Source organism: Methanococcoides seepicolus (assembly GCF_023684405.1).
GTDB classification, from domain to species: domain Archaea; phylum Halobacteriota; class Methanosarcinia; order Methanosarcinales; family Methanosarcinaceae; genus Methanococcoides; species Methanococcoides seepicolus.
Genome location: NZ_JAGSOI010000036.1, coordinates 1 through 13,609, shown reverse-complemented (window position 1 = coordinate 13,609; position 13,609 = coordinate 1). Strand labels below are relative to the sequence as shown.

Annotated in this window: 14 protein-coding genes; 9 read left to right on the top strand and 5 right to left on the bottom strand. The window is 41.9% G+C overall.

The genetic code is table 11. The features are described from left to right. Nucleotides 1–1,203 (bottom strand): HD domain-containing protein, encoded by a 1,203-nt coding sequence (locus KDK67_RS09080; protein WP_250868474.1) that lies wholly within the window; start codon nt 1,201–1,203, stop codon nt 1–3. Between the two features lie 65 nt (nt 1,204–1,268). Between KDK67_RS09080 and cofD the strand changes: the two genes are divergently transcribed. After that, a complete protein-coding gene (gene cofD / locus KDK67_RS09075; RefSeq protein ID WP_250868473.1) occupies nt 1,269–2,189 on the top strand; it encodes a 2-phospho-L-lactate transferase in 921 nt (306 codons plus the stop codon). Nucleotides 2,190–2,449: 260 nt separating this feature from the next. On the opposite strand, the gene KDK67_RS09070 is transcribed toward cofD, so the two are convergent. Together KDK67_RS09070 and KDK67_RS09065 are read right to left on the bottom strand one after the other, a co-directional pair. Next, nucleotides 2,450–3,607 (bottom strand): ABC transporter permease, encoded by a 1,158-nt coding sequence (locus KDK67_RS09070; RefSeq protein ID WP_250868472.1) that lies wholly within the window; start codon nt 3,605–3,607, stop codon nt 2,450–2,452. 12 nt (nt 3,608–3,619) lie between these two features. After that, nucleotides 3,620–4,717, bottom strand: coding sequence for a hypothetical protein (locus KDK67_RS09065; RefSeq protein WP_250868471.1), 1,098 nt, complete (start codon nt 4,715–4,717; stop codon nt 3,620–3,622). A gap of 277 nt (nt 4,718–4,994) precedes the next feature. Between KDK67_RS09065 and KDK67_RS09060 the strand changes: the two genes are divergently transcribed. Next, a complete protein-coding gene (locus KDK67_RS09060; protein WP_250868470.1) occupies nt 4,995–5,804 on the top strand; it encodes a protease inhibitor I42 family protein in 810 nt (269 codons plus the stop codon). A 17-nt stretch (nt 5,805–5,821) separates the two neighbouring features. On the opposite strand, the gene KDK67_RS09055 is transcribed toward KDK67_RS09060, so the two are convergent. Further along, a complete protein-coding gene (locus tag KDK67_RS09055) occupies nt 5,822–6,724 on the bottom strand; it encodes an ATP-grasp domain-containing protein (RefSeq protein ID WP_250868469.1) in 903 nt (300 codons plus the stop codon). A gap of 604 nt (nt 6,725–7,328) precedes the next feature. Between KDK67_RS09055 and KDK67_RS09050 the strand changes: the two genes are divergently transcribed. From KDK67_RS09050 to KDK67_RS09025, 6 genes are all read left to right on the top strand, one after another. After that, the gene (locus tag KDK67_RS09050) at nt 7,329–7,862 is read left to right on the top strand and encodes a DUF7344 domain-containing protein (RefSeq protein WP_250868468.1); all 534 of its coding nucleotides are present in this window, start codon (nt 7,329–7,331) and stop codon (nt 7,860–7,862) included. A gap of 161 nt (nt 7,863–8,023) precedes the next feature. Then, nucleotides 8,024–8,578, top strand: coding sequence for a TasA family protein (locus KDK67_RS09045; protein WP_250868467.1), 555 nt, complete (start codon nt 8,024–8,026; stop codon nt 8,576–8,578). 148 nt (nt 8,579–8,726) lie between these two features. Beyond that, on the top strand, nt 8,727–9,170 hold the full coding sequence (locus tag KDK67_RS09040) for a signal peptidase I (protein ID WP_250868493.1): 444 nt from the start codon (nt 8,727–8,729) through the stop codon (nt 9,168–9,170). Further along, complete coding sequence (locus KDK67_RS09035; RefSeq protein ID WP_250868466.1) at nt 9,167–9,676, top strand: SipW-dependent-type signal peptide-containing protein; 510 nt, start codon at nt 9,167–9,169, stop codon at nt 9,674–9,676. Before KDK67_RS09040 ends, KDK67_RS09035 begins: the two co-directional genes overlap by 4 nt. Further along, nucleotides 9,673–10,701, top strand: coding sequence for a signal peptidase I (locus tag KDK67_RS09030; protein ID WP_250868465.1), 1,029 nt, complete (start codon nt 9,673–9,675; stop codon nt 10,699–10,701). Before KDK67_RS09035 ends, KDK67_RS09030 begins: the two co-directional genes overlap by 4 nt. 204 nt (nt 10,702–10,905) lie before the next feature. Beyond that, nucleotides 10,906–11,880 (top strand): DUF5305 domain-containing protein, encoded by a 975-nt coding sequence (locus KDK67_RS09025; protein WP_250868464.1) that lies wholly within the window; start codon nt 10,906–10,908, stop codon nt 11,878–11,880. A gap of 169 nt (nt 11,881–12,049) precedes the next feature. Here KDK67_RS09025 and KDK67_RS09020 read toward each other — a convergent pair whose 3' ends face one another. Then, on the bottom strand, nt 12,050–12,244 hold the full coding sequence (locus KDK67_RS09020) for a YegP family protein (protein ID WP_250868463.1): 195 nt from the start codon (nt 12,242–12,244) through the stop codon (nt 12,050–12,052). A gap of 218 nt (nt 12,245–12,462) precedes the next feature. Between KDK67_RS09020 and KDK67_RS09015 the strand changes: the two genes are divergently transcribed. Next, nucleotides 12,463–13,293, top strand: a complete 831-nt coding sequence (locus KDK67_RS09015) for a YihY/virulence factor BrkB family protein (RefSeq protein ID WP_250868462.1) — start codon at nt 12,463–12,465, stop codon at nt 13,291–13,293. Nucleotides 13,294–13,609: the final 316 nt, after the last annotated feature.

Genomic DNA, 13,609 nt, shown 5'->3' with positions numbered 1-13,609 from the left:
TTATCCCTCAATGTCACTAAAACGATATTGTGTGGTTTCTTTTTTAGCACCGAAGAATTCACGTGCAGCTTTACTCACGGCATCTCTGTGCTCCTTTAAAGTGTAAACTCCCATCTTCCAATTGTCAAAATGTGCTTTTTCAAGGGTTGCAACGATATTGGATGCCTCATCAAGACGTACCATCTTACCGTTCATCTTGATCAATGCTTTCATTTCTGCAATTTCCGGCTTTTTCGGAATATCTATCAGTATCTCACGACTGTCTATGCCGACCATATCCGCTATCTCGGCTTCTGCCCTTTCCACCTTTCCTCGATAGTGCATAACTCCTTCTCCCACTTCTTCGTGACCTACATGCAGGGCACGTTTGTAGAGCCTTCTTTCGTCAAGCCTTTTGGCTATCTCTCCTGCGTAATCGTCATCTGCTCTCATCAATTCAAATAAGGTGTCATCTTCCATCCTTCTTAATTTGAAAGGATCAAGTGTGCCTTTGTCAATAAGGTGCTTCACTGCCCTTGTGAACATCGTCTCAGCTATCCTCGATACGTGATGGTAATAAACAGTGGGGTGCATCAGAAATCGTGATACTAAAAGGGATTCAGCAGCTTTCAGGCCGCCTGAGTTGACAACAAGTTTGTTCTCGTAGAACTTCATCTCATGTATGAGGCGAACATAGTCCACAAGCCCGAAGGCCACGCCAGTATAATGTGCATCCCTCACAAGGTAGTCCATGCGGTCAACATCTATCTCACTATTGACTATCTTCCCAAGGTCGGTCTCACCTTTTATGTGGGCTGCGATGGTCATTGGATCTAAGCCGTTATCCTGCAATATCTCGGCTATCTCTCCTTTCCTGAGGATAGGTTTGACATCTTCATGTCGTTCTCTGGTATACTGTTTGATCAGGCTCTCAGTTACGTGTGAAAGGGGTCCATGTCCGATATCGTGAAGGAACGCTGCTGCACGAAGCTCCTCCTTTTCTTCATTCTCGATGGAATCGATCTGTGAGGTCAACATGGTGGCAAGGTGCATGACCCCCAGGGAATGTTCAAAACGGGTATGGTTTGCTCCGGGGTACACTAGATTCGAGAGACCTAACTGCTTTATTCTTCTTAATCGCTGCACTTGCGGAGTGTCTATTAGCGGCAAGATCAGTTCGTCCAGTTCTATATAGCCGTGTACCGGATCCCGGATTACCTTCATACCCTTTAAATATACCTCATTATATAATCATGTTCCGTTAATGCATAATACTGAGGTTATATTATATGATCATATTTTCAGGTGGAACCGGTACTCCTAAGTTGCTCGATGGTCTGAGGCACATTGTTCCGGAGGATGAATTGACCGTTGTTGTGAACACTGCTGAAGATGTATGGGTATCGGGAAACCTGATAACTCCTGACATCGATACTATCCTCTATCTCTTGTCTGGTCGGATCGATCGGGATAAATGGTGGGGTGTGGAAGATGATACTTTCCAAACCCATGGGGCTATGAAAGAACTTGGTCATGATGAAGGTATGATGATAGGTGATCTTGATCGTGCCACTCATATCATGAGGTCGGATCTACTGAGGCAGGGAATGGCTCTGTCAGGTTCTATACAAGAACTGCTTTCTGTATATGGGATAAATGTAAATGTGCTTCCAATGTCTGATGATCCTGTGCGTACCATGGTAGAGACTCCTTCTGGTAATATCCATTTCCAGGATTTTTGGGTAAAACAGCACGGTGAACCGGAAGTTCTGTCCGTCGAACAGGAAGGTATTGAAGATGCTTCCATATGTCCGCTGGTGCTTGAAGCGCTTGAGGAAGATGATGAGGTTCTGATAGGCCCAAGCAATCCTATTACGAGCATAGGTCCGATCATTTCCCTTCCTGGTATGTCCAGGATCCTCCGTAAGAAAAAAGTGGTTGCTGTAAGTCCTATCATCGGGAATGAAGCAGTTAGCGGCCCGGCGGGTAAGCTTATGAATGCTCGTGGGTTTGAGGTATCCTCAAGAGGTATTGCCGAGTGTTATGGTGAATTTCTTGATGTCCTTGTACTCGATGATCGTGATACTGCTTCTCCTGAGCAGTTTCAAAATGTAGGGGTAGATGTCGTTTTTACAAATACGCTTATGGGGTCCCCTGATATTAGTAAAGATCTATCTGAAGTGATCATATCCATTTTTGCGAACATGTAAGTTGAAAATATGTCATTTTCAATTTAAAAGATTGTTAAAAAAAGCATCAATAAGATGTCTGTTGGATGAAGGTGGTATGAGCGGGTTGGGGAGTGGGGGGTACTTGAAAAGAATTAGTTGCCCGCTCATCTAATTGCAAGAACTCCTTACTTGTATATACACGTTGCGCTTTAAAACCCGGAATTTTACTAATTTTTTAGTAAAATTATAAATTTAGTAAATAAGTGCTGCAAACATTTTGCTCAACAATGACTTAATTCTCAATTTGATGAAATCGCTTCTACCGGATCCAATCCTGCTGCACGTTGAGCAGGGTAGACTCCTGCGATCAGGTTAAGTAAAAAAACTCCTACAACAGTTATAAAGATATCCATACTGTTGATGATCACGGGGATCCTCTCTATTCCATAGAAATCCGCGGGGACGCTATAGCTTCCTATCATCAGGGCTATTATTATTCCCGATACTGATCCGATGATCGCCCCTATCAATCCCAGTATCCCACTTTCAAGGATGAATATCCTGCGTATCGTGGATGCCGGAGTGCCCATTGCCATAAGTATGCCTATTTCTCCGACCTTTTCCATAACGGTCATGTTCAATGTGCTTACAACACCAAAAGAAGCTATCAGAAGGATAAGTCCCAGCATTATGTTATTGGATGTTGTTTCAATGGCTATGGTCTGTAGTATTTCCGGATTCGTCTGGGTCCACCCCTGTGCATCATACCCCATGTCCTTGATCTTACCTGCGATCTCCTGATCATCATTGTAGTCCGATATCCTTATGTTTATCAGATTGATGGCATCTCCTGAATCGTAAAACTGCTGTGCGGTCCTGATGGATGTGTATGTGATCAGGTCATCTGCAGGACTGCCGGTGTCGAATATCCCTATGATCTCAAAGGAGGTTGGGGTTGCAGTGGGAAAAGAGACGGATATGTCATCACCAACCCTTACTTCCAGGTCTTCGGCAAGATCATCTCCTATTATAATCGTGTTCTTGGTATGTTCAAGGGTGTAGAAATTTCCTTCGACCATATCTTGTGATATGTGGGAGATCCTCTCTTCCTTTTCAGGATATACTCCCATTATAATTCCATTAAGCGTTTTGTCCTTGTATCGAAATGAGGCTTCTCCTTGCAGCAAGGGGGATGCAGCTTTCACTCCTTCAATATCCTCGATCTCTGGTAAGATGCTATTATAAAAATGGATGTAGTCTTCTCCTTCGTTAGGTGAAACGACTACATGTGGGAGTTTTTCAACAGTGACCTCATATATCTCTTCTGTGAAACCTGCAATGAATGCATTTGATACCACCAGTATCATGACTGCAATCCCAATTGCACTGATGGATATGAGGGATTGCCTCCTCCTGCTCTTTAAATGTCTCAGTGCAATGAATACTTCATATCTCATATTACCACTTTTTCAAAAGTGTTTCCTGCGGAGAACTATGGCTCCTGCGGAGATCGCTGCCAAAGCGGTCGTGATCAAGAATGAGGGTGTACTGTTCCCATCATTTGTTCCTTCTGGTATATCATTGGAAAATACCGTTACTTTCTCGACATCGATCATTGTTTCCTGTATGTCAAGGATATCTCCATCGTTTCCGATGATCTCGATCGCCAGTTTGTACCTGCCTTCAGTAAGGCGTTTCTTCCAGATGGTCTCTACGGTCTCGTCATCTTCAGTAAGGAGGATGGGTGATCTCATGATCGCAGATTCCATTATCTCGTCGCTGTTCTCATTGTAAACTGTGAAACGAACATATCCATCAAAAGGTACCTGTGAATTTCCAGCAATTGTGGCACTGGCACCGATTTCATCCTTATATATGTCAGTGATCTCTGCATCATCCATTGATGTGAACGTATCTGTGGCCACAATTATAGATCCTGGATCTGAGATGCGCACTTTCACACGCCCGGTATATTTCTTGTTATTTGCCAGAAGGGTGTTCCATCTTTTGTTCACCGTTAAAGGATTTGTATGGATCGAGATCTTTTCATCCTTTGTAAAATAGATGATATCATTTCCTTCCACTAGCATATATTCGATATCGGCCAGACTTGTGTCAGTTGGTTTTATCACTGCGCTGACACCTTCTGAATTGGAGATAATGCCTTCAAAGATGACGTCCGGGATGATCTGTCTGCCGTGAATGAACTCATATTCTGTGGAGCATATCTCTTCCTTTTCATTGAAGATCTGTGCATCTATCTGATATGCACCGTCAGGGGTGCTAGTGGTATGCCATTGGACGAATTTAATTATGTTTGAGTTCGTTTCGATCCTGTCAATGGGTATCGTTGCCTTGTCAATGGCTCTGCCTTTCTGTAAAAGCTGGACCTCCAGTGTAAGATCCTCGATCGTTATTGAAGAAGCTACTGTTATATCACAGGACTCAATATCGCTGTATATCTCCTGAATGACTATACCACTCTCCGCAGCCGATGCACCTGCGGTTGTCAATGTCAAAAATATTGTTAGTAAACATATGATAGGTATGGTCCTTCTACACTTCATGGCATTTCCTCTTCGTACTCAATAAAAATGTGCTCTTAATCATATTTATAAAGTATCCATGTAATTTTTTATACTATTTTGGGATGGGTATGGTGGTGAATGCATATATGGGCAGGTGGTCTCAAAAAGACTGTAAATTCTCATCACCTCATTTATCCCTGGGCAATTATATTCGGTTTGCAGAAAAATCAATATCGGATAGCTTCAAATGAATTCGTAGTTTAAGGTATGGCTATATAGGAACGAGTCATTTCTGTTATATAGGAGATATATTACAATGACGCGATATACAAGAATGGGCATTCTCGTACTGATAACAATTGTTGCAGTCACGGTGGCAGCATTTTCGATGGGTTGCACGGATACCGGCACTAACGATGAAACTCTGGATGTTGATGATACGGTTGCTTCAGGAACTGTCTTTTCTGAAGAAGCGAACAGCAGTGAGATCTCTCTTAAGGTGGGTGACAGTATAGTTCTGAAGCTCAATGAGAATCCTTCCACAGGTTATTCGTGGGACCTTTCTCTTCCTGAAGGCATTGTGCTGGTAAAAGATGAGTTCGTAGGTCCGGATGAACCTATGCCGGGTGCTGGCGGTGTGCACGAATGGATCCTCAAAGCTGTATCTGAGGGAAATTATCAGATAAATGCTATTTACAAGAGGTCCTGGGATAATGTGACCGGAGAAGAGGATACTTTCAGTATGGATGTAGTCGTTCTGGATGATACTCTTGCATCCGATGACAATGATGTGGAATATGTCGTTGGTACTGCTGTTGTGGATGATATTCAAATAATGGTTATGGAGTCATTCCCTCTTCAGATCAGTGTAACAGCAATTGGGAATCTGCCCGATGGCTGTACTACCATTGATATGGAGAACATTGAGGTCGTTAATACTGGAAATGGTTTTGATATTGCATTGAAGACCAAAAGACCAAAGGACTTAGTATGTACTGATGCACTTGTTCCTTTTGAAGTGAACATTCCTCTGGATGTTTATGGGCTTGAAAAGGGCGTTTATACAGTAAATGTGAACGGTGTTACTGATACGTTTGAGTTCACCGTTGACAATGTGATGGAATGAGGTTCTTGAGAACCTCTTTAATCCCTCTTTTCTTCATTCTCTTCTTCTTCTTCCGGGAATATTCCAAGACGCACTCTTATGAAGTTGTACATTTCCTGTGCGATGTCTATGCCACAACAGCTCTCCACGCCTTCGAATCCGGGGGAAGAATTCGCTTCACATACCTTGAAGTGTTCTCCATCGAAAAGCAGGTCAATTCCTGCAATTTCAAGTCCGAAAACACTTGCAGTTTCGGTAGCCGGCCATTCTATCTCAGGTGTCATTTCAAAGGACCTGCCCAATCCTCCTCTTGAGAAATTAGCTTTGAAATCTCCTTCCTTTGCTACCCTTTCCATGCAGGCTACGGCACGTCCTCCAATAATTATGACACGAAGGTCCCGTCCCATGCTGGTACTTACGAATTCCTGCAGGATGAAATTGACGTTGCTCTTTGTTGAACGTATCAGTTCCATCAGGTCGATGAAGTTGTATCTGCTTCCTGAAAGGAAAACTCCGCTCCCCATTGAACCTGATAGGGCTTTTACGACCAAAGGAAAGCCAAATTGGTCTTCAACAAGGTTTACATCGATGGGATGTTTCGCGAGCATTGTTTTCGGGAACGCAATGTCCGCTTTGGCGAGTATCTGGTGGGAATAAAGCTTGTCCTTAACGGTTTCAATACTCTGGGATGAGTTGAATGTGTGAACTCCAAGACTTTCCAGATGTCTTATGATCGCCAGTGCGTAGTATGAGGTTTCCGCACCCATCCTAGGTAGGAGGAAATCCGGAAGGGAAACTGTCTCTCCATCCAAAAGAATGCTCTTTCGGTCATCCCTTGTGACGATGAGCTCGAATTGTTCGGGTGTTAATACCTTCATCTCGATGTTGTTCTCTTCAGCAACTTCAAGAAGCCGGTTTATTTCATAGGTTTCCGGCTTCAATTCCAGCTCGGAATGCTTTTATGGGATCCATCCTCTCATTTTTCATCCCTCGTTTTTATGCGGGAATCTCCTTTGAGGATATAAGGAATTTGGCTGGATGGTACATGATTATTAAATAATTTCGATTTATATCTATGGTTTTTTATGCTCTGTAGAACTCCTCAAATAAACAAAAATATCACTACCTTGAACTTCAAATTTTTACTTGCTATCTGTTCTTTTCTGAACAAAGTTCCTCTGCATATTTTCGTTTCAAATTTCTACAAGTACGTAATTTTAGTTGTATCCTCCAGTTCTTTTATGGGTTAACAATCGTTAACAGCATAAACAAACCTATAATTTATATATTACCTAATTTATTTTATTCTAAAAATTAACTCGTGATAATCAGATTGTGGTGGATAACGATTTGAAGACCGTTTGATTCAGACTTCAACAAGGATCTCTTTTTTGGATGTCCTTTCTGAATCAATGAGAGTCTGCGTTGTGGTATGCTTCACTTTTGTGTATATTAGTGGATACTAGAGATACCAACTGCTTGCCCCACAATTGATCAAAATCCGTTGCATTAGATTGGAATGTTGATTAAAAGGTGATGTGGTACATGGGCTTATACAAAGGTGACTTAAGTTTCAGTGGTGATAATTGCGGACAGTTATCAAAGGGTGACATCTTTTCCGTTCTGCAGAATGATCGCAGAAGGCATTTTCTGGAGATCCTTAATGCCAATGGTGGCAGTAGCCTTCGTTCCATCTCGGAAGATATAGCCCAGATGGAGTCAGGAACCACTGCTCCTGCAAGTAAAGTGAGAAAGAGCATATACGTCTCCCTGCTCCAGACCCATCTGCCAAAGATGGAGCAAATGGGTATCGTGAAATACGATCGTGAGGCGGACAGGGTTGAACTTATGCCTGGGGCCGATAATTTTAGCGTTTACCTGGAAACTGTCGAAAAGGGTAACATCCCCTGGAGCCACTATTACGTGGGCCTGAGTATTGTGGCGCTGTTTGGCAGCCTACCTGTATTTTTAGGTTTCTTTGACTGGTTTTCTTCGATCAAGTGGCTATTCTTCGTGGACATGTTATTCCTCATTTCATCAGTTGCCCACTTTACCCACATGAAAAAGATCAGGATGTGAGAGGTATCCACATGTTAAACCTGTTAACGAACGATTACCAAATCTTTAATTCACAAAGCTTATTGAAGCTGGTAATCTCTCATTATCAGTAAATCATGCTCGGTAATCCGCCAATAACTATATCATAAAAATTCCTTGTCTATAAATTAATAGGTGGTACGATGGTAAACAAAAGCATATTTTTGAGCCTTCTTTTAATTGGCGTGGTGGCAGCATCCGCTGGTGCAGGTACATGGGCAACATTCAGTGATACAGAGACAAGCGCAGGTAACACATTCACAGCAGGAACATTGGACCTTAAAGTAGCTGGTGCTGATTCAATACCAGTAGTATTGGAAGATGTGTACCCAGGCAAGACTGGATCTACAACTGTACCTGTTACCAATAATGGTGATATTGACGGAAATCTTACACTATTTGTTGAAAACCTAGCTCAGAACTCCAGCGAACATAATGGGGTGACTGGTGATTTTGCTGACTCTACAGGCAATCTGGATGCTGAAATGACTTTTACAGTTACTAGTCCCCTTACAGGTGTAGCATTTAATAATAAATTGTCTGAATTCCCTTCTACTGGTCTTATATTAGGTACCCTTGGAGGTGGCGTTACTGCAAATATCACTGTAGGTTATGTCGTTTCTCCAGATGCAGGAAACAATATTCAGGGCGATTCAACAACCTTTGATCTTAAATTAATGCTTGTACAGTCTGTATAATTCAGATCGTGGGACCTTTTCCCACTTTTACTTTAAGAGGTAGTGACATGAAAACAATATTTACCGCGATTCTTTCAATCGCTCTGATATCTTCTGGCAGGTGCAGGGACATTTGCCTCATTCAGCGATGTCGAAGTCTCCAGTGACAATGCCTATTATAGCTACCATGGTCCCAACAGGTTCACTTCATTTCATGATGGTGAGTGGTACCAGTATGGAGCCAACCATTACGGCAAGTGATATTGTCGTTGTAAATGCTGTCGATAGCGGTGGTCCTGAGCTGGGTGATATAATCTCCTATCGTCATTATCTGGAGGATAGGGATGAACCGGTGGTTATAATCCACAGGATCGTGGGATTTTCAAACGATGGATACAGGACGAAAGGGGATGCCTACGATGTGGCTGACAGTTACGTGGTAAAGCCGGAGGACATTGTGGGAGTCATGTGTTTAAAGATACCATACCTTGGCGGGCTGCCAAGATTTGCTTCCACTTCGAAGGGTCTTATTATGCTTGTCATCATTCCTGCCGTAATTGTAATTACGTCTGAGATATACAGTATCTTCGACTGTAGGGGGACTTTAAAATGAATCCAATCACAAAGTTCATTATTTTCAGTATATTGTTATTATCTCTCACATCATTTGGTGGTACTTATTCATATCTCAGCGATACAGAGCGTAGTATGGGAAATACCATCACTGCAGGTGTCTGGAACACTCAGGTCGATTTCCTTGAGGTTGATGTCTCAAAAGCCAAGCTTAAAGGTTATGGCGACGAATCGAAACTCTTTTCTATAGTTCTCAAGAATACCGGGGATGAAAAAATAACCATTGACATGATGAATGTTGGCTGGAATCTCTTCAACGTGGATATGACCAATATAACATCGATCAAGGTGACTGGTAATAATGAAATATTCAGTGGATGTAATTTGTCCGGTGATCGCCTTGAATGCAATGATTTCACTCTCAATAAGGAATCCTCTTCTAAGGTCAGTTTCCATTTTGATGGTAAGGTTTCAGGTCCTTTCATGATCAATTTCATCATGGAAGATGGTTCGAACAAAAGTGTCTGGTTTGACGTGGTGAAATGAGGAAGAACGTCCTACTGGCAGTAGCTCTTATACTTGCTCTGTTAGTGGGGACTAACTTCATACTTCCCATAATTACAGGTTCTTCCCAGCTTCTCATTGTCTTAAGTGGGAGCATGCACCCCGGGATGAGGGTTGGCGACATGGTGGTCGTGAACTCCGCAGACGCTGACGGGGTCGAGTTGGGCGATGTGATCTGCTTTCTGGACCCGGGTGGTGACCCCAACATCATGATAACTCACAGGGTTATGTCCATGGAGGAAGGTGATGAGCGTGTCTTCCAGACAAAGGGTGATGCCAATGAGGAACAGGATAATTATCTGGTACCGGCGTCCAAACTTGTGGGCAAGATGGTCTTTGTCATACCCTTTGCAGGTTACCTTCCTGCTGCGAGCAAGAACTCACTGTTGTTTTTAGTCACGATCATACTACCGGCTTCCGTTCTGATCCTCGATGAGGTCAAAAAGATAATCCAGGCCAGCAATCCTGTCAGTGCCCGCAAGATGGAAAGGGAAAAAAGGAAACGTACAAGACAGATGCCTAATGTCGTACATGGCAGGGTACTCGGAGGGGTTGCATTGATCTCCCTGCTGCTTTTGATGGCACTTGTTCTTCCAAACCTGGGTGGGAATGGGCACACTACCCTTGAAGAAGAATACGTTTTCAAAAACTATGGTTATCTTTCATCTGTTTCAGTGATAACGCCGGATGATACTACTCAAAGACTTGCCATCGAACCGTGGTATTCAGTGATTCCCCGAACGAATGAATCCGTTGTAATGTCTTCATCTGGTCCGATGGATGTGGGCGTGACCTCGGTACCATACGTATTGCCGGTACTATGGATAATTTTACTGGCTCAGATCGATCCATATCTTCCTGCATTCTTTATTATAGTTCTCTATTCATCTCTTGCTATCGTCCTTTCCATTTCTTTATGGTTCAGGAAAACAAAAACAAAGGGAATTAGGATCAATTTGATTATCCGGCGTGTGTCCCGAAGCTTGAGAAGATTTCATTTAATGTGATAATTTATTTCATATGGCAGCCATACAGAGTCAATAAATTCATATGTACTATCAAAAGTATCATATTTAATTGCAAAACGGTATATTTGAGGGATCGAACTGAATGTAACATATCTTAAACTCAGGAATCAGGTTTTACAGAACACCAGGATCATATCTGTGATACTTGGGGTATTGCTTATTCTATCGGTATCTTGGATCTGTATGGAATACAGGGAAAATAATCAATACCATTATGAGCGGGTCATAGCTTCATCATATACACATTCAGCCAATTATGATTTTATTGCGCCTGTAACTCTCTCAAATCCCATATATGCCCGGGGTAAGATCCTGGATTCCGGTCAGCCGGCATACTTCTTCAGCGTATCCCCGACCATGGACGTTTTTTTCACATACGCAATTGATTCTATGGGTTCTGTGCAGATAGATGCGGATTGTGATACATTCGTAGTTGCCACCACCACTGGCAATGTGGGGGGGAAGGACAAAGTATTCTGGCAGAAGAAGTATCCTGTTACAACTGGTCCGCTTGAGGCTGGTAATAAAGGGGAATTCTCATATAACTTCTCTCTGAACGTTCCTGAAATTCAATCAAAGATCAAGGATGTGCAGAGTGAGATCGGCTACTCTCAGGGTGCAAAGGTCGAAGTTGTCACATATGTATCATATAATGGCAATGTGAACGGCAAGAATGTCGAAGGTGTAGAAGAATTTAGCATGCCTCTTATTATCAGTTCTTCATTCTACCAGATTCCCCAGGATCTTGATTTTAGCAATACTGTTGATAACTATGAGACCCTAAAGGTGAAAAATGTACCATCTATCTCAGTGCTGGTGCTCCCTATTCTTTCATTCTTTTCAAGCATGGTTCTGATCTTGTTATTTGGTCTGATCAGGAAACAGGAGGAAGTGCCTCTTTCACATATCAGGCAGCTGGAGGTGGAAAGCGAACATGCCAAGTTCAAGGATTTCATCAGCAAAGGCAGTCTTCCTGTTGAGGTAGGTTCATTGATAGAGGTGGGCTTATCCTCTCTTCAGGACCTTGTGGATGCTGCCGTAGACATGGATGCAAGGGTTATACATGATCCTCTAAAAGATGTCTATTTCATGATCCACGGCGGGATCATTTACAGGTTCAATACCGGTGCGGATATGCAGGATACGGGCTGCACGTAATGCATCATCGTTATCTGTTGTTGTGTGGCCTATTGTATGACCTGCCGTTAGTTCAGGAAAAAGAGCTGTCGTGGATGCTGGTTGAGCTATCTCAAAATATAAAAATGATAAAAATGATAAAAAATGGTTAGAGGATTAATGGTCCATTCCGGATATCCGGAATGAAAACTTATTCTTCCTCAGAGGGTGTTTCAATCTCAACTATCTCGGCATCCATGGCATTGTTCTTGACAGACTTTATGCCATTCATGCAGCCTGCTTTGGTCGCATAGCCCTGACCTGTTGCTACGATCTCTCCATTCTTTGCTTTGAGCCTGAACCTGTATTTTCCACTCTTGTCAGTATATACTTCAAATTTTGGCATATTCTCCCCCTTTTCAGTAAAACGATCTATTTACAATGTGCTCCACATCAGCAAAACGCTGATCCGTTACTCCCATTAAATTCTTGTGCGGTTTGGCTTAAATACTTTTCGTCCAGAAAGGTTGTGGGGCAAAAATAAGTATAAACATCGTTCTTTTTTTTAACCCTGAAAATGAACGTTATCAGAAACTAATTGTAGATATAAGTTCATTACTTTTCATGGGAAAACTCAAGGATGTAGCTGTACAAACCATTAAAAGATGGAACGCTGACGATGGTACCTCTTTCAGTGCAGCTCTCTCATTTTATTTAATACTCAGTCTTCCTTCCTTACTTTTATTTTCATTATCCCTAGGGGGAATGTTCTTGAAAGTGGAACGACTTCAGGCAATAATTATCGATTACGTTTCACCTTTTGCAGATGAAGAAATTATAAATTCATTGAACCTGCTTTTCCATCAATTACCGGAAACAAGTTCCCTGACCTTTGGATTGATAACCAGTTTTTTACTTTTCCTTTGGAGTGCTGGCAACATCTTTTTGCAGTTCCAGAAAACGATCGATCATATGTGGGGAGTTTTGGATTCTAAAAAGGGATGGGGTCAAAGATTGTTTAAGAAACGTATTTCTTCATTTGTTGCGGTTTTTATCTTTAGCTTGTTGCTGATAATAAGTATTCTTGCAGAGATATTTTTAGTAGTGATTTCAAACATGCTTACCATCATCCATCCGTTGCCTTTGGAGCTAATGCAATCTGTTTCTTCTATCGCAACCTTCTTTGTACTTATATTACTTTTTATTTATCTTTATATAACTCTTCCTGATAAGAAGGTCGAAATTAAGTATATTGTCATAGGTTCATTTCTTACTGTTTTTTTCATTACTCTTGGCAAACATCTTTTTAGCTTATATATTTCATATGGCAATTTCACAACCGTTTATACTAAAATTGGTGCTTTTCTAGCGATCTTTTTGTGGCTGTATTATTCTTCCATTATCGTAACCCTAATGGCCGAATTTATCAAAATTTACTCCGATCTTGAACAATAAGTTGTGTAGCCTGCAAAACTCCCCAAGCTCTTCCCTTTTCTTTTAATTAATTGTAACTATTCAGCCATCCTCACGTATTTGATATAAACTTAGAATACTCAACACAATTCCATCAGTGCTTGATATTGATTTTACCAAAAAACAATATACTATGCCTCTATTTTAGTCACTCCCTGAAATTCAACCTGGTTTTACCAGGCACGAGGTGATTGATTACGAAACGCAAAGAAATCCTAGCAGTTTATGAACAAGGTCCAGAAGCAGTTGTTACTCTTGTCACCACGTTATACGACATAATTGCTGAACAACAAAAGAT